This window comes from Vibrio stylophorae, assembly GCF_921293875.1.
In the GTDB taxonomy this organism is placed as follows: Bacteria; Pseudomonadota; Gammaproteobacteria; order Enterobacterales; family Vibrionaceae; genus Vibrio_A; species Vibrio_A stylophorae.
Genome location: NZ_CAKLDI010000002.1, coordinates 21781 through 47619 on the forward strand (window position 1 = coordinate 21781; position 25839 = coordinate 47619).

Here is a 25839-nt window from a genome sequence, read left to right on the forward strand (position 1 = left end):
TGACGTCTCAGATTCGAGTCTGTGTTTTTACTTCGGCTCAGCAATTTCGCGGCATTGTTATCGTTCCTATTGGCTCAGGATAGCCGCGCTAGATTCAGGCTGTTAGTTTGGCATTTTCAGTGGCGACCTTGAATGAGCTTTGATGAGATATTAAGACGGTTTTAGCTATTGAATCAGTTCATTAAGGAATCACGCAATCAAGCGGTTGAATGCGATCACAATGTTGAATAGGACGTTCGCTATGCCATTTACACCACTTTGTTTAGAACCGGCATTGGTTGCTAAAGGGGCAAGGCGTTTATCAGCGAGGATATGGCTTGAATTTGAGACCATACAAATAGTTTATTTTGAGTCATTTATAAGTACTGATAGTTGAATGCTTCTCACAATAAATTTATAAATTTGGTGCGCTTGTGTTTAATTGTGAGCAGAACGTTAAATTATCGTGCTGTGATAGTGGCGTTTTGACCGTTAGTATCTAATGATGTCAACTTAAATTGAACAGCTATGCAAGGATGGCATATGGAAAAGTTGAGTTCGATTCACCGTATTTTAATAGTTGGCCTGCTTGGTGTTGCGCTGGGTGTGATCGCATACATGATTATTGCGCTAAGTGGCAGTATCTATCATAGCAGTCATGTTTTTTATATTATTGCACCGATTAGTTACCTCTTGGCTTGTTTATTTAGTGCTGATGACACGATGATCCGTGATGGTGAACAGCCTAGAGGCATTTGGCCTGCTTTGGCGGCCATGAGCAATATTATTGCAACTTTTTCTATGTGCTATATCGTTTGGGCGAACTGGACGGTGCCTTTTATCAATATCGGGGTCTATGCACTTGCTGCCACAGCAAGTGGACTTATGATGATATCTTTCATTTTATTAGAAATAAATGCAGAGAGTGCACTGTCAAATAATTCAAATACAGCTGATTCAGAAGTTGAATATGAAACAATTCTTGATGTGATTTTGCCTGAAAAAACACATTCGGAAAAAGAGAGTGTCGAAATTTAACAGTTGCTTTTTATAAAAAGTGAGGTGATATCATGCTTGCCAAATTGAAAATTATTTCATTAATTATCTTTTTTATCGGTTCTGTATGTGGGGCTGGGTATTATTCATATCAGTATGGTTTACGCGAAGTTGTAGCGAAAGAAAAACAAGTTGCACAATTAGATGATGAGGTTTTGGCGCTTATACAAAGAAGCAGTAAATGTGAAAAGCAAATTGAACAACTATCCAACCAAAGTACTTCTGTAGCAAAAATCATTGAGCAAGTGACCAGTGAAAACACTGAGTTGAAGAAGCAACTCGATGTAGCATCGAATCGGGTGTTGGTACTAGAACAACAGGCGGGTATTCGTGATGAGCAAAAAGCGTTAACAAAAAAATATGCTAAGTTAGTGCCTCAAGAATACAAGGGTGTTGAATTCAGTGTCAGAGAGTGCGTAAAGGAATCATCTCGGGTCGACTGTAGTGTGATTTTAAAAGCGATTGATGGCGATACTAAAATAAGTATTCGTACTGAGTCTTTGATATATGATAATTTGGGTAATTCTAAAAATATGTTGTCATATACGTCGAGTGCTGGTGTTGTTCATGATGCTGATAGATGTTATCAGACATTTGATTTAATTGAAGGTGTGAATACTCCATATATATTTTCATTTAAATCACCCAGTAATGATATGATAGGTGTTTCTGCTCTAAAATTAGAATTTGCAACAAGTTGTTATGGTGGCTCAGATAAGGTATTAACTTTCAAAAATATCGCATTTAGATGAGATTTATTCCGTTCAAAATATTTATTGAAGGTGAGATATTTTTTATATCTAAATTGTTATTATTTAATACAGTAGACTTCTGGCGTGTGGCGATTTACACATCACTTACTGGCATTTTCTCTAGCCTGCTTGGCTGTCATCGTGAAAAAGATAGGGTATCATCCTGCGCATCAAGGCGTGATACGCCATGCGTAATAAGGAAAATGAGAAATGGCCAAAGTAATTGATAAGCTCGCTTGGCTCGCGATTGAAGATCATAAAGTGCTTTGTGTGCGCTCCTATGGCAAAGATCTTTTTTATATGCCAGGTGGAAAGCGCGAAGCGGGTGAGTCTGACACGCAAGCGCTCGTACGTGAAATCAACGAAGAGCTATCGGTGGATTTGGCACCAAATAGCCTATCTCTCTATGGTGTCTTTGAAGCGCCAGCAGATGGCAAAGCGGCGGATATTACGGTCAAAGCGACCTGTTATTTCGCCTCATTTGAGGGTGAGCTGGCAGCGGCTTCTGAAATTGAAGAGCTCGCATGGCTTGGATATGCCGATCTACCGCACTGCTCTGCTGTGGTTAAACTGCTTTTTGAGCAGCTATATGTGCAGGGTCTGATTAAATAAGACGTGATTGGTTGGTGAAGCTTGTTGCTGTGACACCTGATAGCGCATTGAAACCAATAAAAAAGCTGGCATTAAGCCAGCTTTTTTTGTCTTTGCGCAATTGCGTTGCTATGTCACCTAGGTTCTAGGTTCTTAGCATCCAATCAAGGTAGCAAATGCCTTATGCCAATTTGCTTTGGATAAGGGTTTCTAGTTTACCTTGGTCGATAGCAAAGTTACGGATCCCTTCCGCTAGTTTCTCAACCGCCATAGCATCTTGGTTGTGCTCCCACAAAAACTCAGCTTCGGTCATTGCCGCTGGTTTGTCTTGCAGCTCAGTGCTTGGTGCGAGTTTTAGTTCAACTGGCGCTTCAGAAGCTTCAAGCTCAGCAAGTAGCGCTGGGCTAATGGTGAGGCGGTCACAACCGGCAAGCTCAAGAATTTCACCTGTGTTACGGAAACTGGCACCCATCACTACAGTGTTATAGCCGTGGGATTTGTAGTAATCGTAGATTTTACTGACTGAAAGTACGCCTGGATCTTCAGTTGGTTCAAAGCTGCGGCCTTCTTTGGCTTTGTACCAGTCCATAATACGACCGACAAAAGGTGAGATTAAGTAAGCACCTGCTTCGGCGCAAGCACGCGCCTGTGCAAAGGAGAAGAGCAGGGTGAGGTTACATTGAATGTTCTCTTTTTCTAGCACTTCAGCGGCGCGAATGCCCTGCCAAGTCGAAGCAATCTTAATTAAGATGCGATCGCGAGAGATGCCTGCTTCTTCATAAAGCGCAATCAATTGGCGCGCTTTAGCAATGGTTGCTTCGGTATTAAAGGAAAGACGTGCATCTACTTCAGTTGAGATACGACCCGGAACTGTGGTCAAAATTTCCTGACCAATGCTCACTGCCAATTTGTCACAGGCAAGGCCACATTGCGCATCGCTGTTATCTGCATGTGCTTTTGCATAAGCCACAGCTTCATCAATCAGATGAGCATATTGTGGTAGCGCAGAAGCAGCCAAGATCAACGATGGGTTGGTGGTTGCATCTTGTGGTTGATAGCGACGAATCGCTTCAATGTCGCCAGTATCAGCAACAACGGTGGTGTATTGGCGCAAAGCTTGTAATTGGTTCATATCCATCACCTATATCATTCGGCAATTTGTGGGCGGTCAGGTCAGGCGTCTGATTTGATTTTAGTTTGAACAATTGTAAGACGCGTGAGAATTTGTGTGGCTATATTTACGTGAAATGCGGTGATGAACAATCTCTAAGATGCTGTATTTGTACGGTAAAAATCATAACCATATGTTTATTATGTGTTTTATTTGTGTCTTTGTGGTTGGAGGCGTTACTTTTGCCTGAGCGAATGTTGCATGGAGTGAGAAAATGTGCGGAAAACAAAGGTTTTTGCGGCACAATAGGCGATGAAATTGTGATCCATGACGCAGGGAAATTTCCAATTGCGTTAAAGTGACGGAAAAAACACTAAGAAATTGTTCGGTCCTGTGACCATTTGCTCGGAGCTGCCATGACCCCTGAAGAGATTCAAGCTGATACCAACCTGCTGACCCAAATTGCTGTGGCCTATTACCAAGAAGGCGAAACCCAAGAGGCAATTTCTCAGAAATTTCAATTATCTCGCGCCAAGGTGGGCCGCTTGCTTAAACAAGCGCGCGAGCAAGGCATTGTCGAGATCACCGTCAAATATCACCCCGTTTTCAGCGCCAAGCTTGAGCAGCAACTGATTGAGCGATTCAAACTCAAGCGCGCATTAATCGCGCTAGACCAAAAAGATCCACAGCAGCAGCGCGAGCAAGTGGCGGCGCTGGCTGCGCATTATCTGTCAACGCAATTGGGCGAGCAGCAAGTGGTTACCGTGGGGCAGGGGCGCAATGTGGCAGCCGTAGCGCACCATGTAGGGGTTGTAGCCAAGCGTCCTTGCCAATTTGTATGTGGTATCGGTGGTATTCACCCCGGTGGTAGTCAATACAATGCCGATCATATTTGTCGTCAATTTGCCAAAGTGTACGGCGGTGTCAGTGAAACGCTTTATGCGCCGGCCTATGCGGAAACCAAAGAGCAAAAGAGCTTATTTATGGCCAATAGCACCATTAAAGATACCCTCGATCGCGCACGTAAAGCGGACTATGCCCTGATCGGCGTGGGCGATATGAGCGATCAAAGCTATATGGTGGATTTGGGCTGGTTTAGTGCCAAAGAGGTAGTGGATGCGCGCATCTCTCACGGCATTGTTGGCGATATCGCCGGTTATGATTTTATCGATGTGCAGGGGCGGGTTGCGCATACCGTGATGAATGGTCGCGTCATTGGCTTATCGGTGGAGGAGTTTCGCCGAATTCCAGAGGTGATCGCCATTGCCGCCGAGCCAAGTAAGCCCTTAGCACTTCTTGGCGCGCTGCGTACTGGCGCCATTGATGTGCTGGCCACCAGCGTCACCAATGCGCTGACATTATTAAACCTGACCGACAATATAAGTAGATGCTAAATTAGATATTGCTAATTTAAATGCCTTTGTTAGACTGAAAAAAACAACAAAGGAGTGGCTCGATGCTCAATTCAATGATTCAAGGCCTTGCAGGCGGTGTGCTGCTGGGTTTATCTGCCGCACTATTGATGCTGGCGCTTGGTAAAACCGCAGGGATCAGCGGTATTGTACGTGGCGCGCTGGGTGCCATCTCATGGCGCTGGTTCTTTCTTGCGGGCTTATTGATTGCCGGTGGGATCGCCCATTACGCACTGGGTGTTGAAGTGCAATATCCATCCGTACCACTTTGGTATGCACTACTGGCGGGCGGTTTGGTCGGTGTTGGTACACGCCTTGCCAACGGTTGTACCAGTGGCCATGGCATTATCGGTTTAAGCCGATTGTCCCTGCGCTCCATGGTCGCAACGGTCACCTTTATGGGCGTCGCCATTGTTGTGGTTACCATTCGTTTTCATGGAGGCTGGTAAGATGAAACAGTTGATTGCATTGCTGAGCGGTTTGTTATTTGGCGCGGGTATGGTGGTTTCACAAATGGTGGATCCACAAAAAGTGACCGGATTTTTAGACCTATTTGGCGCTTGGGATCCGCAGCTTGCCTTTGTGATGGCAGGCGCTATTGCCACCTTTATGCCCATTTACCACTGGCTAATTAAGCCAAGATCGCATGCCCTGCTCGGTGATGAGATGCCGCAATTTAGCCAAGGTAAAGTCACACCAAGTTTGCTGGTGGGCTCAGCGCTCTTTGGCCTTGGCTGGGGGATGCTTGGCATTTGTCCGGGGCCTGCAGTAACGGCATTTTCGTTTCACTCACCCGTGCTCTATTTGTTTGTTGTCGGGATGATTGCCGCAATGTGGCTCCCAAGTGCTTGGTTTCAAAAGCGTCGCTGCCCAATGAAATCATAAGCCTTGCTCTTACCCTTCTCTTAGTATGGGGGAGGAGAGAAGTTTTGATTTGGCCCTTACATATTGGGTTTGGCTGGGGAATGTCAATATTGGGTCAACTGCGGTGAAAAATGGTGCGGACGTGATTGCGGACGCACCATTTTGCGTTTTACCAGCCCTGTTGCGCTGCTGCTTTCGACAGGTGGAACAAGTTTGATGCGAAGGCCATCGATTGCATATGAATTTTGCTAAGGTGCATGTGAGCAGCGCTGATCAAAAAGCAAAGCAGATGTTAAGCGGAGCAACATTTATCTCACTGATATCCACCCAGCCAAAGCAAGGAGCGGCACATGAGCCACACGTTACTGGCGTTATTACTGATTATTTTCACGCTACGAATTGCCACTGTGGTGGGCTCGATTCGTAATGTGAAACGCATGAAAGCCATGGGCGGCGTGGAGTATGGCAAAACCAATTCGCGCTATCTCACCTTGCTGCATACCGCTTTTTATTTTGGTGCGATTTTTGAAGCCATGATTCGACAAACCCAGTGGCAAGCACTGACCTATGTAGGGCTGGGTTTTTATCTTTTTTCAATGCTGGCGCTTGCACTGGTGATTTATTGCTTGTGGCCGGTGTGGAGTATCAAACTGGTGATTGTGCCCAATCATCAAGTAGTAGCGAACTGGCTCTTTCGCGCGGTGCGCCACCCCAACTATTTCCTCAATATTTTGCCCGAGCTCATTGGCGTGGTCTTGATGACCCAAGCCTATTTTTGCGCGCTGATCTTAACGCCTTTGTACTTGTGGTCGCTGCGCGTTCGCATTGCCCAAGAGGAAAAGGTGATGCGCCAAGCCTGCCCTGAGTATCAAATGCTGCTGGAAGGCGAGAGAAAGGCGCAGCCACAATAGCGCTGAGCTTTACACTCAGGCGAATGATTGATGATGTGCTGCAAGCCCCGATGGCTTGCGCGAGCCAATAAAGGGTTTTAACCTATTGATTCTTGTGATGCGTGAACGTGAGTTGACGCATTTTTTGTTTCAAGGATAAGGTCATGCGCCCATTTCAAGTGCTCCTTATGGCACTGCTTTCTATACCGCTATTTGCTTGTTCGCCAACGTCAAAACCAGAAAATACGCTACAAGTTCGTCAAGATTTTAATCAACGTTATTACGCCCAGCTCGGCCTTTTAGCCATTCCTCACAGCCTTGGCTTAACAGGTTGGGTGGATGCCGATGATGAGCAGCTGGCTTTTATTTCAGAAATCGATGCAAGTTTTTCACGCCATGCGAAAGCCAATGATGACAAACCAACCTTGCGCTTAAAATCCAATTGGCTCGCCATTTATGAAGATCGCACCGGCATCGATAACAGCCTCGATAGCGATTTTTCCTCTGGCGCGCCAAAGCGTCTTTTTGATGCACTGACCTATCCCATTCATGTCACTCAAGAATCTCAAGGTTTAGATTTCAGCACTGATGCCAAGGCCAAGTGGCAAAACATCAAGCTGATGCCAAAGGGGTTACTTAATCAACTGCCGATTTTGCCGCCAGCCATTGAACTTAAAGTAGGGGCAACCCTGACCCAAACTGACGCCAATGAATTGCTTGTTGAGTATCAAGTGGTGTGGATGCAAGGGGATACCATTCGCCTTGCTGTCAAAGCGGGCGAGGTAGGTTACCGCCATTTTCAAGGTTGGGTCGAGTACAGCGTGAAAAGTGGTGAGCTCAAACGCATGTCGCTGTTGATTAGCTGGCTGCAACCTGTGGGCCAAGGCAAATATCCAGTGCGCGGCATACTGCTGGTGGGCCCCAAACCCATGGCTGAACCCTATGATTTGGCAAGTCACCCCATTGATGAGCACCCTTTTTCGCTTCCTGAGCAATTCTGGCCCATTGAAAGCATGTCTGAGCACAACAAAAACGGCACAGCAGCGGACCAATTTAAGGCTGAGCTGAAACTGGTGGATGCCAATCAGCGCATCTATGGCTTGCAGCTTCGTGCGCCCAAAGGGATGCCTTTCGTCTGGATTCTAGCGAAGCATCTCAAAGCCTATGATGCCAAGGGACAGCAGATTGACCAGCCTATCTCATATATCTCTCGCGGCGAATTAAACGATGAGGTTTGGCATCAAGCCATTATGATGCCGCGCACCAGCAAGCTTGCCGCGAGCGTTCGTGCGGACATGATCATTAAGGATCAATACAGCCAGCAACAAGTGACAGTGCCCATTGAAAATGGACAGTTTCATTACCAAAACCCATGGGTAAGTTTTGACGGTCAAAAGCTCGCGGATGGCCGCTGGAAAGTGACCATGTATGGCATAACGTCAGAGAATCGTTTTGAACAGGGATTGGTGCTGGATAAAAAACAGATCAAAGAAGTGAGTTATCGCTGGAATGGCTGGCCTGAAGATCGCCTGCCCTATTATGGCAACGGATTAGGCCAATTGATGATGTCGCACTTTAGCTATAGCTACTGGTTGACCCTCAATCAGCCCCTTGGCGATCACATTACCCTCTATTGGGGCGAAAACAAACCGCGAACGATCCCCATGACTTTTCGCGTATCTGCCTCAGAGCAAGCTTTAGAAGAAGGACACCAAGCGCAAAACTAAATGCGAGTGAATTGATGTCGGTTCGCGATGAAGTTGCCGAAAATAGATAGAAAATGACACTTTGAAAGCCCACGGTCGTGGGCTTTTTTGTGTCTTTCACTAAGATTCATTATTCCTCATCCCCGTAAAAATGAGGCGTTCAGCGTTCTAAAATGTCAGTCACATCCCCTGATGTGCATGCCGTATGGACATTTAGTGGATCTATTTTGGAGGGGCAGTAGATGTTTAGTTGTTTTTATCGTATTTCTATGAGGTCATTATGTTAATGCGGATTTAAAAATACGGATTTAAAAATACGGATTTTCCCTTAGAAAATTAATTTTTCAATACTATTTTTATTTGCTGCATCATTATCTAGCGCTCTAAATCAAGCTTTTCGCTAACCACTTTGTTATGCAGTTTTACAGGAAATTCATAGTCTATAACGTGTTACATATTTATAAATATTGGTAACTAAGCTAAGGAAGTAATATGATTAATTAACTGTTATTCTTGAGTTTAATCATAGCTCTCTTGATTGAGATAGAACAGTGATTGCGTATGCCAGAGCTAAGTTTTGAGTAGAAACGTGGGAGTAATAATTTGTTTCTCATTGACGTAGTGAAATTGACTTTCTTCATTAGGTAAAATTCATGGCTAACTATTCAGATGAACTTCTGATTGCAGAAGAGACATATAGTTATTTCTTAGTTGATTTGCCCAGACTCGGGATACCCAGTGGCGCATTTGGCTTACAGCTCGGCCGAAAAGGGGACACAGAGAGAGAGAAAGGACATGATGAGCTAGCAAAGCTCTACTATGTGCTCGCAAAAATCATGTTGTTTAGGTTTTCGCCAAGTAGCGTCAATGATCCTTACCGAACTTATGAGCTAGATTCAATTCCGGTGAATCTTACTGATAATGACTTAGATATATTGGAAAAGCTTTCACCGCATTGTGAGTGCCTTGCTATCAAAGCACGAATTGCTGACATTAGATGGCTTCTCGTAAAGCCCAAAAACTTTAAAGATGCGATAACTACTATCGAGTATTATTCGGAGTACCCTGCAGAACCTGTGACTTGGTGCGAGGGTGTGAAAGACTTTTACGAGCGTGCATTATGTCTTGGTTTGCAGCTGCGAAAAGGGGCAGAAAACCAAGTCACTGCGTTGGAAAGAAGACTGTTATCCTCTCTAGAAGGTGACTTCATTGATTCCAGCCCATACTTTCACCTTCACGTGGCTAACCTCCTATTCGAGTATGGCTTAGCTAAAGAGAAGTCGACTTGGTTAGGAATTCGTTTTTTAGAAAGAGGTCAGTACTTTATTAGAGAAAAGAACTTCAACGCAGCCCGTAGTTATTTAATGTTTGCTGCTGACCGATTTGGTGCTGAGGACGATGACGAACAATGGTTGCTTTGCAAATACTTTGCCGCTAATTCATGGGAGTTGGAGGCTGAAGATAGAGAGCATTCTTTTGTTAGAAAGTATTTCTATGAAAAAGCTTTTCATGCATATACAGCCATTCCAACGAGATTTAGGGACAAATTAGAGATAGAAAGCAAAATACTCAAACTTAGAAATACATTGAGGGTTGTTGGTCAAGAAGCCGTTGCCGAATTGCCTGTTATAAATATGCCTTCAGTAGATGTATCTGCATCTGTAAAAGCTTCGAGAGAGTGTATGTCAGGTTTGGCTGATACAGCTACTGCTTTACAATCTCTAGCACTAATCTGTAAACCTGTAACTTTGCTATATGCTGAAGATTCACTGAAAAGCCAACTTGAGAATACATTCTTCAATAGGCTATTTGGTACAGTAAAATTCACAAGCGATGGCCGTTCTGCAGGGCGGTCAAATCCCTTTGGTATCGAAAGTAATGCCGAGGAAAGTGATAAATTAACTGTGCTTGTTGAGACAGCTTGTCACTATGCAGATTTTGTTGCTCAGGCCTCAATTGTTCATGGGCTAAACCAATTATTGGAAGAGCATCGAATATCCTTTAATCAATTACTCGAAATGTGCAGGTTGAGTCCATTAGTTCCCACTGATAGAGCACGGTTATTTGCCCGAGGGCTCTATTTTGGTTTTGAGTATGACTTTGCTACTGCCATCCATATGTTGGTGCCTCAATGGGAACATATCGTTAGAAACGTCTTAAACGAAAGTAGTGTCTCAACTACCGTGATTAAAGACAACCAAGAAACGGAGGTTGGACTATCTACGCTTCTCGAAAAAAAAGAAACAGCCGAGATATTCGACCAAGATTTATTGTTTGAGATGAAAGCCCTCCTCGTACATTGGCATGGTCCAAACTTAAGAAATAATATCGCTCATGGGCTCATTTCTACCAATGAAGCGGGTAGTTATTTTGCTGTGTATTGGTGGTGGAGGTCGCTAAGGCTCATTGTGACGTCACTTGGTCCTGTGTTTGAGGAGAATTACAATTCAACCAATGTTTAGCAGTGAAAGGAATAAGAAGTTGCGTTAGCGGCTTATGCTTTCAAAAATAAATTGAGAGCTTCATTTGAGTAAGTTTAGTTAACTCTAATCAAATAGTTTGAACATCAAATCTAATTTGAAATATCCAACCGAAAGGCTGTAAAAACCCATCCATGCTCTTCTTATGCTTTAAGTCGATTAAACCTAGCGCTTATATTTGCAGGAATTTTGCGTGCCTGATGATTTTTGGGGGAGCCAAAGCACACAGCTGAACTAATGGCACGGTTCGATTTTGTCACTCAAGGTTTGCCTTATGACTCATCTCCCGTTGCGTTTCAAACCGTTCAAATTTCATACCCACGCTATCGGCCGCTGCTATGCTTCAGATGCTGTATACAACAGCGCGCATACCATGGTGGTATGCGTTTCAATCTGAATAAAGGTGAAATGATGACAACTGCAACGACTGATATGGCAATGGATACTATTTGTGGTGGATGGACGCGTTATCGCGCGCTGAATGATAAGGACATGCGCGTGTTTAATGCAGCGATGGATGGCTATGTGGGTGTAGCGTATCAACCAAGGGAAGTGGCAACACAAGTGGTGTCTGGGATCAATTATCGTTATAAGTGTGATGCTACGCTACCCGGGCCAACTGTGATGCAATGGGAAGCCATTGTTGAGATTTATGAACCACTCGATGGCCAACCTTGTGTGATGTCCATTCATAAGATTTAAGTGTTTGTATAGCTCGTAATATAGTAATGCCGCGATTTTTGAGCGTACGGCATTATTCCCATCGATATCCTGCCCTCTATTTTTCTTAAATTGCTTTCGTCATTTTACTTGCCTCAGCCCTCAGCCCTCAGCCCTCAGCCCTCAGCCCTCAGCCCTCAGTCACCTAAGTTGCTAGCGTTGTATCACTGCTTGAATTTTCAATTGCGCCCATAGTATCAATGCAATAATCTATTGAAATTAAAGTTGTTTTTATTTTTCATTCTCTTTTATTTTAATGACGGATTTACAAGAACAAATTCACGACATGGTGCTCAGCGCACCTTGGAAAATTTGATGGCAGTTTGCCGCAGACGCTGGAAGCAGGGGTGCTGGCATTGCTTGCGACGCATTCGCGCGCGCAGATCCTTGCGGTAATGGCGCAGCTGCTGCCTGACTATCAAGCCGATGAGGAGAAAACACAGGCTTATCGCGGATCGGGTACCGGTGGCGAAATGCATATGGCAGCCTGCATGCGCTTGAGTTATCTAGAAAAATGCATCGCGCTGCTGAGTTAAAATCGCTATGTTGAGGTCTGAGCGACCACAGGTTGATAACAAGCGATTCAAAAATAAGTCGAAATAATCCTGTCTATTACGGGCATAACCTGTATAGTGCAGCTAGCTCAGCACGCGAGCTATTAATGAACATTTAGCGCAAGTATCCTCTCCGTTTCTTTCGAATCCTACTGTCATCTGACACTAGCGAGCACTTCTTCTTTATATTCCGCTTAGTAGCCGGGTTTTTTCAAGTTCTGATCTTAGGTACAAACCTGATTGATGGCATCGTCATTTGATGTCTGTTTCGCTTGAACATAACCGAGAATCTGCCTTTGTTGGTATACAAAGGTGGACTATTATTATTTGATAAATCAGGTGTTTTTGAGCGAGAACATCTGAATGGAAAAATCTTATTTGTTTGAAATCAACTTTCATCTCTATCGTCACGCGCTTTCTTGGTCTGCAACCATTCACCAACTTAACAGCGATATCTTAAAACGACATATTCTGCCTCGCTTAGATCACGCATCCGTTGATCTTGATTTCTCGTTTTGTGAACGCACCCATACGGGGCAAATTTTATGTTCACAGGGTGCGCCTTTAGGTACCTTTGCGATCCCAACATGGCAGCAGGCTTGATGATGCAGCGGGTCAGTCAGCCGGAATCGTCAGCTAAATGTGGTGATGCACCCGATGAAAAAGTGAAGAACATTCATCAAACGCGGCGAAGAATTGAAAATATTTTGCTCGATCGTGCACGGAAAAAGCTGTTTGAGCTTTGAATCGCATGATTTGACATGTCGCGCATGGCCTGTGGCCGCGCGATGATCTTGATGACCGTTGATGTTGTCATCATTTGCCAGTCCGTAACTGAATTGAGTAAGGGGGAAGTATGGCTAAGGCTAAGAGACAAGATAAACTTCGCGATAAAGCATGGAAAAATGTTCACGAAGCACGATTTGAAGAGATGGTGGGTAAATACCATCAAGCGCAAAAAGAGTTGGCAGCGATGGAAGCTGGCTCTGAAGCGTACGCGAAGCAGAAAAAACTGTGCGACTCGCTGTTTGCAAGTGCAGAGCGATTCTTTTCGCAGCATCAGTAAAATGAACTTTATCGATTGATATAAAGTTGAACTATCGACAAAAACGCCACCTTTGCAGGTGGCGTTTTTATTGAAAGCGTGTCGCCGAGGTGAGAAAGGCCTGATATCTTGCGATGATTTTGTTTCACCTACTTTTGTCAGAGCAGCCTTGTTTGATCTAAATATCGCACTGGTTTTCACGAGGGCACTGCTTGCTACGCTGCGATTGAAGCAGTTGTTTACAAAGGCTGCCTACGCCAATAATCAGTGAAAGCAGTAGCCCGAAAGGCAGCAAGTAGGTTTCCACTAGCAGGCCAAAATCATCCGCGATGCTGGGCTCTTCGATGCGCGTTGTGACTGTTTTATATTGCTCGGTGATTTCTACACGCTTGAGTGCGTTCCACTGCTGCCATTGGCGTGGAATGATGGAAAATTTCCACACGGCATCGCCGTTTTCATTGGTGTAATAGCCCACAATGAAAGCGATCCCGTCGATTTGTGCCAGTGCTTGCTGTACGGGCTTTGGCGCAAGTTTGTGCGCCATGGTGAGGGCGGCAATAAATATCAGGGTATAGATAAGTTGTTTCATGCATCATCCTAAGGGCGATCATCCATGCGATTTGTACATGGCGATTGAGTCGAGGCTGCGCGTTAGCGGCTCAAAACTGAAAGCGATGTTTAGCGGCTTGGTTCGTCGTGCTGCGTTGTATTTTTAGCGGCTGCTTTTCGAAAAAAGAAAGTATGAATTCCTGCTGCCAGTAATAGGCAACCGAAAATGACCCCAGCCATTTTCCCTGTGCTGTAAGCGCCGCTGGTCATCTCATGCAAATGGGTGAAAAAATTCATTAAGATCAATGCACCCCAAATCATCGCAATCGCGCCTAATACTTTGTTTTTCATCTTATCCATCCTTGAAAATCATTGATTCAAAGTGCTGTTAGAAAGTCACTTCGATGAAATTTAAACCCTGATTCATTTGAATCGCTCGCAGATATTTTGCATGGCCTAAGCGATGAAAAGTGCATGGCGTGGCTAAAAATTTGAGTTGCGCGCGCGCGATCACGGCGTGGTGTATTGGCCGCGCAGCGCTTCAAAAATCTTGCGCGCAGAGTGCTCAATTGCAGCGCAACCGGTTGCTGAAATTTAGTGGAGATGGAAATGGCAGCGATAGATTGACCGTACGCAGTTCAATATTCAGCGCTTGATCACAAAAAAGCGTTGGTATTGAGTGCTCGTGTATTATAAGTCATTATTTTTTAATGCGTTATGTTAGCATGCGTCCAATTTTGATGATCCGTAATTACGGTGATTTCGTTGCAGAGAAATCATAAGGACTGTTTGCAATGCAGAAAATCAGGCTGTTTTTGTTCGCTTGCGTCATGGCGCTGCCCAGTTTGGGCTATGCCAGCGAACTGATCTATTTAGATACAGATTTAAATCCCACGGACAAAGCCAAAGCGACCTATCAGCGTCAGGCCTATGTGCCAAATGCTGACGGGCTTTTTGACATGAAGATCTATTTCATTGGCAAAGAGCAGCTTTATTTTCAAGGCCAAGGACGCTTTGCTGACGATAAGAAAACCGTGCTCAAGCAAAACAGCGGTACGTTCTTTTATCCTAATGGCAAAGTCCAAATTAAGACCAGTTATAACGAGAAAGGCGAGACCCATGGTCAAGCGCTTTATTATCTCGATGATGGCTCGCTTCGATTGGATCATCAGTTTGCAAATGGTCAGCGTATCTCAACACAGGTCTATGATGATGGCGAGAAGGCGGGTTTGACCACCTATGAATATGATGCCAAACGCCCAGACTATCTAAAGTATAAAACTTACCAGCAGGGCGATTTGCGCTGCGTACACCAGCAAGTGAACGGTGAATTTGATGGTTTGCAGCAGCACTATCGACAAGGCGTATTGGAAGATGAAACCCACTACCTCAACGGTAAAAAGCAGGGTGAGTATCGCCGCTATGTCGATGGCAATCTCTACATCATCACGCCTTATGTCATGGATAAGCGCCATGGCAAGCAAACCACCTTTTTTGCCGATGGCAAAATTCAACGCATTCGCTATTACAACCACGGCAAAGATGCCAAAGAGTCCATTGAATATAACGAAGCGGGCAATGTAGTTGCGCGTTATAAATTTGATGAAAAAGGCGAGAAATATGAAGCCTATGAATACAACGACAAGGGGCTGTTGACCTATAGCAAGGTGCGTAATGCGCAAGGTGTGTCTGTGAGCACGCGCTATCGCCGCTCTGGCCGTCTGTCATCCATGACCACTCAGCCAGCGGACAAGAGCCAGTGGACTGAGAAACGTGAATTTGGCACTGGTGGCTATTTAAGCTATTACTCGCGCAAACAAGAATCCACAGGTCATTACTATCAGTGGCGTTATGCGAATAATGGTTTGCTTGAGGCGTTCTCTGAAAAGCGTCCTGACGGCTATGTGAAAGTGCAGAACTGGCACGATAACGGCCAACTCTCCTTAGAAAGTATTACGCCATCGGAAAAAGCCGCTTGGGCTGTACAGAAGCGATATAACGAAAAGGGTGAGTTAACCAGTGAAGAGCGCGAGCAGCCACTGCTGAAACACACGATTGAGGTTCGTTATCGTGATGGCGTGATCCAAGCGCGTCGTGAACGACTCAATGGTAAAGCGCATGGTCTGCAAGTTGAGCGAAGCTATGGCGGCGTGATTGTGTCAGAGAACTTTCTTCACGGTGTGAAAAACGGCAAGTATGAAATGCGCGACTCAAAGACGGGTCAGCTGCTGACGAAAGGCCAATATCATCAAGGTGCTCGCACTGGTCGTTGGGAACAATGGGGTTATAGCGGTATGCCGATTCCAGAATATTTTCTTGGTGAGCGCCGCCGTTTCGGTCATATCCCTTCACAAGAGCAAGATGAATACCATCTGGTTTCCCATTACCGCAACGATAAATTGCACGGGACCTATCAGTTCTTTAAGGGCAAAGATCAGCGCTTGATCTCAGGTAAATTCAAAAACGGTTTGCCAGTAGGCCATTGGGAGATGCGTGACAATGACAGTGGAACGCTGCTCTATTCTGCAACGGTTGGTCAAACCCCGCATGGTCAATGGACAGAAACCGATTTTGACCACGAATACACGCTTTCCGGGCGTTATCACAAAGGCAAGGCAGAAGGTGCATGGAAATTTAGCCGTGTAAATGGCTTGGTTTGGCTTGAAGGGACCTTCCGTCATGGTCAGCCACATGGCACTTGGTATGTCTTTGATAAGGAAGGCCGTGTGAACTGTAAGCTGAACTATCAAAAGGGGATGCCGAAAGGTGATTGGATCGCCTTTGATTACAAGGGCAAAGAAACTTGGCGTCATCACTTTAAAGCCGGAGAGATGCGTGTCGAGATGAGTCATGCCGACAGCGCGCGCGATAACTATTGGCGCGACAATAACTCCCATGGCGTGCCATCGGAATGCTACATGAACATTTCAGCGCTTTTGCAAACAGCGCATTAAGTCATTCCCGCGCTTGATTTGAGCGCGGTTGAAATACGCATTTGGTTAAAGGATTGAACATGACACCAATGATCATGACACCGATGATGTCGAAAGTATTCAAATTCAGCGCAGCAGCTTTAACGTTTCTGTTGGCTGGCTGTGCGCAAAATCAGTTGGTTTACCAACCAAACGCTACGGTAAAACCGAGCAACAATTATTACCTGCAAATTGCGCTTGAATATGATGTGCAGGTGAAAGATGAACGAGCTTCGCTTGAAGGTGAGTTGATTTTAGAGAGTCAGATGCGCCTGACCGCGCATCCTGAAGATGACGCATTTACGCTACAACTCATCAATCCTGATACGGATACCCATCAATTTGGTCGCGATCGTGAACCGCTTCGTACGCTGCTCTCTGAGCCTTTACGACTCAGTATGGATGGCAAGTTGAGCCTTGAAGGTGAGCAAGTGGCTTTGTATCAAGCGCTGGAGCAATATCCATCTGAGCAAGCGATTCTTGAAGGCGCTGACTACAGTCGTTTGACCAATCTGTTGCCGCTGCTACCCCCTGCACTTGAAAAAGTGAAAGGCGCAGCCGTCGAGGTGGTGCTTAACCAGAACATGCGCGTGAAATATGAGGTGCTGTGGGTCACTGAAACGCGCGTGCGAGTTGCCTTTGCAAGCCAAACCAAAGGGGATGAGTTGCTCCAAGGTTGGGCCGATTACGATCCGAAAACGGGTTTGTTACAGCAGATGCGTGGCGTGAGCCGTATTGATGTGAGCACAGAAAAATACCAAGGCGCAGTACAAGCGATTGTGGCTATTTATGGCACACCTTGGCTGCCGCAAGGCTCTGGAAATTTTGGTGATCAATATAGTTATGAGCGTTACGGGGAGGAACGCGCGCAATATCTTGCTGAGCTGTTAGGTGAGTTATTACCAGAGCGTTCTGAAACGCAATTTGAAACTGAATTTACAGCAGAACAGCAGGTTATTTTGCGTCCGCAACGTCGCATGAATAGCGCTGCATATATGCCCGTCATTGATTATCAACTGCTGGATAAAAAGCAGCAGCCGCAGGACGCTTGGTTGCGTTTGGATGCTTTTCGCCGCGCGGAATTTGAGCTTGCACTTGGCAACCAAGGTGAGCAGCCAGAGCCGGTATTTGTCAAAGTCTATAGCCCAAGTTACCAGACCCAGCACGTGGAAATACCAGTGGTGGGTGACACTGTGACTTATGAGCATCCACTCTTTTATATTAAAGGGGAAAAGGCACGTCGCTGGGGCGAAGATTATTGGGATTTTTACATTGAGCAAGCGGTCAATGCTGGCATCGGTGGTTTCTCGTTTCAAACGCAAAACAACCGCGTGGTAGACACTGGCGGAGAATATATTGCCAATGAGGTTGGATATGCCCAGCGCGGCAATCAAGTCGCTCAGTGGCTGAATTTAAGCGCGCCAGTGGAAAGTTATCGCTTGATGGTGCGCTTTGATGAAAATGACGTTAAAACCATGCCATTGAGCTGGCTGCAAGAGACTGGTGTTAAAGCGCAGCAGTTTGATTTGCTGCGCGCCGCAAAGGTATTTGCAGCGCGAGCGCCGGGTCAAGAGATGTTTGACCCCTATGGGATCACCGCTCAGCAGCCTGAGCCTAAAGTAACACTATCAGCGCATCAGTTGTCGGTTGCGATTGCGCCGCAAATGAAAAAGCTCTGTCAGCTCAATGTGCTGGAAGGTACGTATCTTGGCGATGCCATCACTTGGCAACCGATACCGCCAACACGCAGCTATTATCGTTCAAAGAAGAATGATGGCTCATTGCAATTTCGTTTGACCGCGCACCAAGGTGAAACTTGGTATTTTTACGATGCTAGCGCTGATGTGTCGGTACTTTGTGCAAAAGCGCAATTGACGCCGTTAAACGCGGCGCAAGATTATCAGTTATTGCACCCATGGATGATTCAATTGCAAGGTGAATACGCCAATTGGACCTTTGAGCAAGTGCAGCAAAATCTGCAAGCATTTGATAGCAAAGGCCGCGTACTGCAGTGGATGCAACCTGATCCTGAAGCTGATTTTCAGCTGCCAAGCATCAAAGCCTGGGGTAATATTCACCAAGTGGTGCGTTTGGCACGCAGTGAAAGCGAGCCAGTGCTAGAGCAAAAGGTGAGCTTTGGCCCGATGCCGCAGCCGCAAAAGTAATCGCTATCAGTTATTGATAAAGAGCAATCAGATACAATCATCGGTGAAATGAAGTCACCATGCATCTGCTTTGAAGCCCGCAACTGCGGGCTTTTTTGATGGCACCAGAAGCGATAGCTTCAGCGTGTACGCCTGTCATTCAATAGGATGAATAAAAGACACTGGCGTTATCCTCATGCATTGTGTGGACTTACCTCTGCATAAAGCTGCGCTAAATAGTTCTGCATAAACGCCGTTCTTTTTTCTGCTTCTAGTTTGGCTGATGGGGTGTGCATCGTCTGAGCTAATTTGAAAAGCTTGAGGTAGAAGTGATCGACGCTATAGGCGCTATCATCTAGGGGGCGATGGTTCGCTGACGGATCAAAAGCGTCATAGAAAGCGATATTTAGCACACTGCCTACTTGAATGCAGCGGGCAATGCCGATGGCACCTAGCGCATCTAAACGATCAGCATCTTGAAGGATTTTTGCCTCTATGGTTTTGGGTGTGATGTTGGCACTAAAACTGTGCGCGACAATCGCGTGATGAATGGCGTCATGGTATTGCTTTGGGTAATCAATTGAGGCCAAAAATTCTATGGCTTTATCAGCCGCGATGGTTGAGCTTGTTGCTCGTTTTGGATGGTTTTTTGCAAAGGAAAAACAATCGTGTAGGTAGGCGGCTGGAATCACAATTCGCGGCTCTGCGCTTTCAAATTGGCAGAGCTGTTTGGCTGTTTTCACCACGCGCAGCACATGATTTAAATCATGTGCGCTGTCTTGCGTCATTTGCGTATCAACCCAAGTAAGTAATATTGATTCTGTCTGTGTATCCATGCCGATCCTGATGATGATGTTTATTGAGCTTATCGTTGGCGTAAAGCGCCAATCAAAGTAATGAGAAACGTTATATTGATCGGCAAATAATAATATCCGTATTTCTCTTGTACTAGCCATCCATTGACTGAATGTGACTCGCGCGCCATTAAATCATGTTGATTGATTTCACTCTCAAGGTTAATTGATTTTATCAATCTAAAACAATGAGTTATGATTCACCCAATTGAATGCTCGCACGTTTGGTGCGCAGCGCATGATCAAAAGGGATTCGACATGAGATTAACCCAATTACTATGGCCCGCTGCACTGTTAGTGTTGTTATCGGGGTGTGCGGGGCCGACGCTGCGCTATCAACCCATGGATGGTGATACGCAAACCTATCATGCGCGCGTTGTGCTAGATATTGCCATGGATGCCTATGGTTTAGATCGCAGTGAGTCCATCTCATTTACGACCCAATTGCAGGCAACAAAAAATAGTGAGAGTCGCGATCCAAGCGTGAAGGTTCAATTTGACCATCTTGTGGTCAACTCTGACTTTGAGAGTATGGACTTTTCAAGCTTTGAAACACTCAATTCAGATCAGCAAGCTTTAGTGGATTTTATGCAGCAGGGATTTGTGCTGACACAAAAGGGCAGCCATGGTTATGAGGTGACCAGCGAGGGCAATTTACCGCGTCCCATCGAGGAAAGTGGGATCGTACTAGACCCATTGAACCGCATGCAATTTGAGGATGTGATCGCCTTATTACCACCGCAATTGCCCTTTGAGCTGGGCGCGAAGTTACAGGTCAAACAAGCCGGTTTTATTTTGGATTATGAAGTCGCCGCAGTGAATGAAAAGAGCGTGCAGCTGGTTTTTCAAGGGCAAGCAAATCAAGCGATGCTGGATCAGCAAACTCCGCTAAAAGAGAAGGATGCAGCTGAACTACAAACCAAGGATGCTGGTATCGTCGGTTGGGTTATCTATGAGCGACAAACCGGTAAGCTTGAGGATGGTCGTGCGCTATTCAAATTGGAATTTGCAGACGAAGCGCTCAAGGGACATGTGGAAGTGTTGATAGCCATTCATCAGGACATTGATGATCTACCTGAGGTAGAGACCTATTTCCCGGATGATAATGACAACCGACGCCATCGAATTTCGTCTGATCAATGGCCGCTTACTGAGCTGATGAAAGCGCGTTATGGCAACGACGAGACACAAGCACCTGAGCTTCGTGCGTCGCTGGAAACATCAACCGATTCACGTGATCACAATCCGTCTTTGCTATTGAAAGTTTATGATGCAAATGCCTATGCATGGTCCCGCTTCTTATCAAGCGATATACAGGATGAACAAGGGCAATCACTACCGCGCCAGAGTATTGTGAGCATGATGGAAGATGGCCCTTATGAGCGTGATGAGCAAGGTCGTTATCGTCAATATGCGCTCTATCCCCATCAAGCCTTCAAGAAAGGGGCGGTGAACCTTGAAATTGCGTCTTATCAGCAGCATACCTTTGAGCCCATCCTTTTAAACATTGATGCAGGAAAAGGACACTATCAAGGCGCAGGTTTTCGTATCGATGCGCAGCAAATCGATGCGCAGACTTGGCGTCTAACCTTGACTCAGCCTCGGTGGCCTCGCCAATCCACAACGCCAGATTACACCTTTGGCTTAAATATGGATGCCGCGGATATTGATTCAGTGCGCTTTATTTTTCCCGCAGGTGGCGCGCAATTTGCGCTGCCGAGCACTTCAGAGCGTCGTTTGTTCCAACTGAATATGGATGTAAAACAGCAATTTGAGGTGCGTTTTGTCAAAGCGCCGAGCCATCAAATCCCGATGCTTTTGCTCAAGAGCACCCCGCAAATTTTACAGCGCACGCTACTCACTGACGCCACGATTGCAAGCCAGGCCGCGTTAGAGCCAAGTACACGCTATCAACCTAAGACAAAATCTTATGCGCCGCGCTTTGAATTTAAGGAAAACGAAGCCTTTATTCTGGTGCCAGAGCCGATTGCAGAGCAGTGCCAGATTGCAGATTTTGCCATGGCGGGTCACAACGAGCTTGCGCTCAATTGGAAAAGATCCGGCGTGGATTACAGCAAAGACTATCGAAATATTCGATATACGCTGACCTCGCGTCAAGGACAGAAATTTTTCTATGATATTTCGGGACAAGCGGCGATTAGCTGTCCTGCTTATCAAAAGATAGCGCTGAAAAAAGGGCAAGATTACACCCAGTCTCAGCCTTGGCTGATTACATTAACGGGCGAGCTGGCATCTTTGTCACCAGAGCAGATGCGCAAAGAGCTGCAAGCATTGAATGAAAAGGGCGAGCCGTTGATGTGGATGGACCCGGTGGACGATGCTGATTTTGCCTATCCAACCCTCAAGGCGTGGGGAAAAATTGCAAAAATTGAGCGAATTCGATTGCTTTCAGAGCCGGAAAAAGTCACTGGAACGGTTCAATTTGGTCCGAAACCTTAGGCGTTTTGCGTTGCTATCCTTTTCGTGTCTTGATTGACGTTGTTGATTGACTTCGTGTATTGGCGAGAATCTGTTTTAAATCAGGTTCAAGCAAAAAGAAAAGCCAGCAGTTGCTGGCTTTTTGTTGCGCCGTCGAAACTGAGTAGCTTGCTTTTTATCATTTTGCCTTTCTTTTTTGTGAAATTGCGTTGTGAATGGTTCTTTTCAAATTTCACCCGCCAATTGTCATACCGCGCTGTGCGTGAGATTCCATACTCACAATGAATTGAACAGTATGGATGGGAAACCCAATGAAAATGAAAGGACTAATGGCTGTGGTCGCCCTTGGTGCATGCGCGCCAAGCTTAGCTGTTGAGATATATAACAAAGGCAACACCACCTTAGCGATTGGCGGCTATGTGGATGTGGGCGTTGGGCAATATTTTGAAAATACCACCGAAGTGCATGAGGTATCACCTCGTCTGAATATTTCGGGTACCCATGATCTGGGCAACGGGGTGACGGTGGATGCCATGGGTGAGTGGGGCATTAATTTTCTTGATGGTGGCGATACCACCTTCACCACGCGCCTTGGTTACATTGGCGTGACGCATGAGCACTATGGTCGATTGGTCGCCGGTACGCAGTGGTCGCCCTATTATGATGTCGCTGGCGTTGCCGATCTGCCCATCGCCTTTGCCAATGATTTTCTTTATTCGCAGCAAGGTGATGTGGGCTCAGCGCGTGCTGACAAGATGCTCAGTTATCGCAAGCAGTTGAAAGTGAATGAGGATCTCTCCTTTCAAGTGGGGTTAGGTTGGCAAGGCAAACAAGCCGTAGAAGATCCACCAAAGGATGCCGAATTTGATGCGCGCGGACAAATTGCGCTTAGCACTACCATTGCAGGCTTTGGCTTGGGTTATACCTATAGCGGTGGTGATGTAGATTTCTTAGGACTAGAACATGACGCCCATTCGCATCTGTTTTCTGCGTTCTACGGCACCTATGGTCAAGGGCTCTATACCGCTCTGGTTTATGGTATGAATGAATATTTTTATACTCGACTCGGCTCCACCGCCCTATATGCTGACACCTCGCAATATGAAGCTTTGCTTGCCTATGGTTTTGAAAACAGTCTGACACTCAGTATTAATTATGAGTCAGTGGAAGACGATAAAAACAACCTTAAGGTTTATAGCCAAAGCGCACTGCAAGCGGAATACTATTTCCATGAGGATTTTGCAGGTTTTGCAGCCTATCAATTTGATTTAGGCAATGATATTGGTGAGTCTGAAAATGATTATTGGACTATTGGTGTGCGCTACTTTCTTTAAGTAATTGCTTTATTGGCCGTGCCAATAAAATACCAATGTCAAAAAGCCCGCATGTGCGGGCTTTTTGATTGAATCAGGATGTATAGCGATACATTTATTTTTTATCAGCAATGACCAATGATTTATCGCCTGAAAAAACAACAAAACTGTAATTTTTATACCAGCAGTTGACCTGTTGGAATTGGGCGTCTTTCATCCATTGCAGTTGTTGAGAGAGCGTCGACATCTTATCTTCCTTCATGCGCTCTAGCGCCGCAGATAGGGCATTTGCGGTCACACCCTTTTCTTTGACCTGTTTGAGCCAAGCATTTCGATATGATGTTTCAAGTTGTGCGGTTTCACCCAATACCTGATCAGCATTGATAAATTGACCGCCTTCATTTAATGCGTGATAGATGTTTTGAAATAGCGCGGCTTTTGCTTGCGCGTCGAGATGGTGAATGGAAAGTGCTGAAATAATCAGGTCATACTTGCCAACCAAGGGCTCAGCTGAATAATCCTTGGTTTGATAATCAATAGTGAATGCACTGTGTTTAAACCGATTTTTTGCTTCACTTAGCATCGCGCTTGAAATATCACAAAGAGTGAAGGATGCGTTTGGGTAATGCTGCGCGACCAGTGACGTAAAAAGACCAGTACCAGCCCCTAAATCAAGGACTTGAAAGCTGTCAGATTGAGGGCGATTAATGAGCGCTAAGGCTGTTCCATAAAAATCATCAAAGCATGGAATAAGCTGCTTTCTTGCAGAATCATAATCCCTTGCACCTTTATCAAAAGCCTGTTGAACACTCACGATACGACTCCTTGTCTGCTTCGTATATTTGTTAAAACCCTATATTGGTTCATCACAAGCAATATGCTTGAAAAGCATTTTGTACATCTTGCCTATGAATCACACTACCAGCCCACCACGATTGGACGGTTATTGGTATTTTTGCGCCGTGACACTGGTTTAAATAGTGCAGATACAATGTTTTTGATATGGGGATATCGTATGCATCATGATGCTTTCGATCTGTGATCCGAAGTTCATAGATATATCCTTTAGAACCGCGCGTATCGACACCGACAATACTAAATTCATGTTTAACTTTTTGACTTGCAAACCAGTATGTTGGCCATGCCATCACATATAAAGAAAATGTAATCATGAATATTGCACCAATTAGGCTGAATGTAGCTTTTAATTTAAGCGCTGAGAATAAAAATTTAGAACGGCGAACCTTAGGATTGAGAAAACCGCGAGAAACAACAAAAAGCGGAATGATTGAAATTGGAAGAATGACGCCATAGGAAACAAAGGTGATTAAATTGCTTCGCAGGTATGGCACATGAATCGAACTTACCAGTCCTAAGATGACAGTGACAATAAATACGACGAGGATAATTAATTTAAAGTTATTGTTCATTGCGTGATGAATCTAAGCTGAAGCCCTAGGTAGTAATATGTTTCAGACAGCAACATATTGCCCTTAGCGCGAAGGCTTTGATAGCGGCTGGTGGTTGTGGGTGAGGGTTCTGCGTGAATACCAACCTGGTGCGCGATAAGCATTGCACGTTTCATATGCAGTGGATCACTGACAAGGAGGACGGATTGAATCTGGTTCTTTGTCATCAAGGCGGCGGCATAGCGTAAATTTTCAAATGTTACTTTGGATTGTTCTTCAATCAGTATGGCTTCGGCTGGCACGCCATGACGGATCGCATATGCTCTGCCGACAGCGGCTTCTGACTGGCGATCGCCTTCGCCTATCCCGCCGGTAAAAATTAATGTGCTGACTTGCTTGGCATGATACAGCTTGATGGCATGTTTAATTCTTTGTTCAAAAACGGGTGATGGTTGACCATGCCAAACCGCGGCACCTAAAACGATGGCGGCATCAGCTGTTTCATGGGATGACTTGAATGAATAGAAGTAGATGGAAAACATCACATAGATTGGGTATGCAAGCAGCACAAATATGATACAGAGCGTTTTTTTCACGCAAATCTCCAATCTGGATGATAGGTGTTATTTCAAGTGAAGTTCTTGTATTTATTTGATTGAAATTTAACGTAAAAATCTAATGAAATCGCTATGCATTCAATGGGGTGTTTCTCATTTTTCATTGAAATGTCTTTGTATCCTTTCCATATCTTTTTTAGCTTGCACGCTTGGCACTTCAGGTGTGAGTGGGTATATGAGCTGGCCAAGAGTGGTGGGTAAACCCATCTATGTCGAATAAGCCGGTCATATGCATCTAAATTTAAGCGACGTATGGCTCACAAAAGCAGGGATGAGCCGTCAGAAAAATAGCTGAGGGTGCGGCTCTAAGAAAGCGCATCTTGCTAGACGATTACTCGAAAAATTCAAGAAGTGAAAAAGCAATATCGGGGAAATGAGGAGA

At 45.3% G+C, this 25839-nt stretch carries 24 protein-coding genes; 17 read left to right on the forward strand and 7 right to left on the reverse strand.

What is annotated here, in order from left to right; genetic code table 11:
• Positions 1-522 precede the first annotated feature (522 nt).
• From L9P36_RS13605 to L9P36_RS13615, 3 genes are all read left to right on the forward strand, one after another.
• Positions 523-1017 carry a hypothetical protein gene (locus L9P36_RS13605; protein ID WP_237467958.1) on the forward strand — a complete coding sequence of 165 codons (495 nt, stop codon included), beginning with the start codon at positions 523-525 and terminating at the stop codon, positions 1015-1017.
• A 32-nt stretch (positions 1018-1049) separates the two neighbouring features.
• Complete coding sequence (locus L9P36_RS13610) at positions 1050-1787, forward strand: hypothetical protein (RefSeq protein ID WP_237467959.1); 738 nt, start codon at positions 1050-1052, stop codon at positions 1785-1787.
• A gap of 210 nt (positions 1788-1997) precedes the next feature.
• Complete coding sequence (locus tag L9P36_RS13615; RefSeq protein ID WP_237467960.1) at positions 1998-2399, forward strand: NUDIX hydrolase; 402 nt, start codon at positions 1998-2000, stop codon at positions 2397-2399.
• Positions 2400-2559: 160 nt separating this feature from the next.
• On the opposite strand, the gene tal is transcribed toward L9P36_RS13615, so the two are convergent.
• Positions 2560-3510, reverse strand: a complete 951-nt coding sequence (tal, locus tag L9P36_RS13620; protein WP_237467961.1) for a transaldolase — start codon at positions 3508-3510, stop codon at positions 2560-2562.
• A 395-nt stretch (positions 3511-3905) separates the two neighbouring features.
• Here tal and L9P36_RS13625 point away from each other — a divergent pair, with 395 nt between their 5' ends.
• The 10 genes from L9P36_RS13625 (at position 3906) to L9P36_RS13670 (ending at position 13181) form a co-directional block, all read left to right on the forward strand.
• Entirely contained in the window at positions 3906-4883 is a 978-nt protein-coding gene (locus tag L9P36_RS13625; protein WP_237467962.1) for a sugar-binding transcriptional regulator, read from the forward strand.
• Between the two features lie 62 nt (positions 4884-4945).
• Positions 4946-5350, forward strand: coding sequence for a YeeE/YedE family protein (locus L9P36_RS13630; protein WP_237467963.1), 405 nt, complete (start codon positions 4946-4948; stop codon positions 5348-5350).
• Between the two features lies 1 nt (position 5351).
• Positions 5352-5786, forward strand: coding sequence for a DUF6691 family protein (locus L9P36_RS13635; protein ID WP_237467964.1), 435 nt, complete (start codon positions 5352-5354; stop codon positions 5784-5786).
• Between the two features lie 329 nt (positions 5787-6115).
• Positions 6116-6676 carry an isoprenylcysteine carboxyl methyltransferase family protein gene (locus tag L9P36_RS13640; protein ID WP_237467965.1) on the forward strand — a complete coding sequence of 187 codons (561 nt, stop codon included), beginning with the start codon at positions 6116-6118 and terminating at the stop codon, positions 6674-6676.
• A 143-nt stretch (positions 6677-6819) separates the two neighbouring features.
• Entirely contained in the window at positions 6820-8382 is a 1563-nt protein-coding gene (locus L9P36_RS13645) for a hypothetical protein (RefSeq protein WP_237467966.1), read from the forward strand.
• A gap of 632 nt (positions 8383-9014) precedes the next feature.
• Positions 9015-10823 (forward strand): DUF7380 domain-containing protein, encoded by a 1809-nt coding sequence (locus L9P36_RS13650; protein WP_237467967.1) that lies wholly within the window; start codon positions 9015-9017, stop codon positions 10821-10823.
• A gap of 429 nt (positions 10824-11252) precedes the next feature.
• On the forward strand, positions 11253-11543 hold the full coding sequence (locus tag L9P36_RS13655; RefSeq protein WP_237467968.1) for a hypothetical protein: 291 nt from the start codon (positions 11253-11255) through the stop codon (positions 11541-11543).
• A gap of 341 nt (positions 11544-11884) precedes the next feature.
• Positions 11885-12097 (forward strand): hypothetical protein, encoded by a 213-nt coding sequence (locus tag L9P36_RS13660; protein WP_237467969.1) that lies wholly within the window; start codon positions 11885-11887, stop codon positions 12095-12097.
• A gap of 381 nt (positions 12098-12478) precedes the next feature.
• Positions 12479-12718 (forward strand): hypothetical protein, encoded by a 240-nt coding sequence (locus tag L9P36_RS13665; RefSeq protein WP_237467970.1) that lies wholly within the window; start codon positions 12479-12481, stop codon positions 12716-12718.
• A gap of 253 nt (positions 12719-12971) precedes the next feature.
• On the forward strand, positions 12972-13181 hold the full coding sequence (locus L9P36_RS13670) for a hypothetical protein (RefSeq protein WP_237467971.1): 210 nt from the start codon (positions 12972-12974) through the stop codon (positions 13179-13181).
• A 157-nt stretch (positions 13182-13338) separates the two neighbouring features.
• Here the strand turns inward: L9P36_RS13670 and L9P36_RS13675 are convergent, their stop codons facing one another.
• Both L9P36_RS13675 and L9P36_RS13680 read right to left on the reverse strand, forming a co-directional pair.
• Positions 13339-13749 (reverse strand): hypothetical protein, encoded by a 411-nt coding sequence (locus L9P36_RS13675; protein WP_237467972.1) that lies wholly within the window; start codon positions 13747-13749, stop codon positions 13339-13341.
• 89 nt (positions 13750-13838) lie between these two features.
• Positions 13839-14060, reverse strand: a complete 222-nt coding sequence (locus L9P36_RS13680; RefSeq protein WP_237467973.1) for a hypothetical protein — start codon at positions 14058-14060, stop codon at positions 13839-13841.
• A 443-nt stretch (positions 14061-14503) separates the two neighbouring features.
• On the opposite strand from L9P36_RS13680, the gene L9P36_RS13685 reads away from it, so the two are divergent.
• Both L9P36_RS13685 and L9P36_RS13690 read left to right on the forward strand, forming a co-directional pair.
• Positions 14504-16663, forward strand: coding sequence for a toxin-antitoxin system YwqK family antitoxin (locus tag L9P36_RS13685; protein ID WP_237467974.1), 2160 nt, complete (start codon positions 14504-14506; stop codon positions 16661-16663).
• 59 nt (positions 16664-16722) lie between these two features.
• Positions 16723-18846, forward strand: coding sequence for a hypothetical protein (locus L9P36_RS13690; protein WP_237467975.1), 2124 nt, complete (start codon positions 16723-16725; stop codon positions 18844-18846).
• A 173-nt stretch (positions 18847-19019) separates the two neighbouring features.
• Here L9P36_RS13690 and L9P36_RS13695 read toward each other — a convergent pair whose 3' ends face one another.
• Positions 19020-19661, reverse strand: a complete 642-nt coding sequence (locus L9P36_RS13695; protein ID WP_237467976.1) for an HD domain-containing protein — start codon at positions 19659-19661, stop codon at positions 19020-19022.
• A 276-nt stretch (positions 19662-19937) separates the two neighbouring features.
• On the opposite strand from L9P36_RS13695, the gene L9P36_RS13700 reads away from it, so the two are divergent.
• Both L9P36_RS13700 and L9P36_RS13705 read left to right on the forward strand, forming a co-directional pair.
• Entirely contained in the window at positions 19938-22139 is a 2202-nt protein-coding gene (locus L9P36_RS13700) for a hypothetical protein (RefSeq protein ID WP_237467977.1), read from the forward strand.
• 290 nt (positions 22140-22429) lie between these two features.
• Entirely contained in the window at positions 22430-23452 is a 1023-nt protein-coding gene (locus L9P36_RS13705) for a porin (RefSeq protein WP_237467978.1), read from the forward strand.
• A 94-nt stretch (positions 23453-23546) separates the two neighbouring features.
• Here L9P36_RS13705 and L9P36_RS13710 read toward each other — a convergent pair whose 3' ends face one another.
• Genes L9P36_RS13710 through L9P36_RS13720 form a run of 3 tightly spaced genes read right to left on the reverse strand, consistent with a single transcriptional unit; the run spans position 23547 to position 25436 of the window.
• Positions 23547-24245: a class I SAM-dependent methyltransferase gene (locus L9P36_RS13710; protein ID WP_237467979.1), complete on the reverse strand. Its 699-nt coding sequence runs from the start codon at positions 24243-24245 to the stop codon at positions 23547-23549.
• Positions 24246-24297: 52 nt separating this feature from the next.
• Positions 24298-24861, reverse strand: coding sequence for a hypothetical protein (locus tag L9P36_RS13715; protein WP_237467980.1), 564 nt, complete (start codon positions 24859-24861; stop codon positions 24298-24300).
• Positions 24858-25436: a YdcF family protein gene (locus L9P36_RS13720; protein ID WP_237467981.1), complete on the reverse strand. Its 579-nt coding sequence runs from the start codon at positions 25434-25436 to the stop codon at positions 24858-24860. Before L9P36_RS13720 ends, L9P36_RS13715 begins: the two co-directional genes overlap by 4 nt.
• Positions 25437-25839 lie beyond the last annotated feature (403 nt).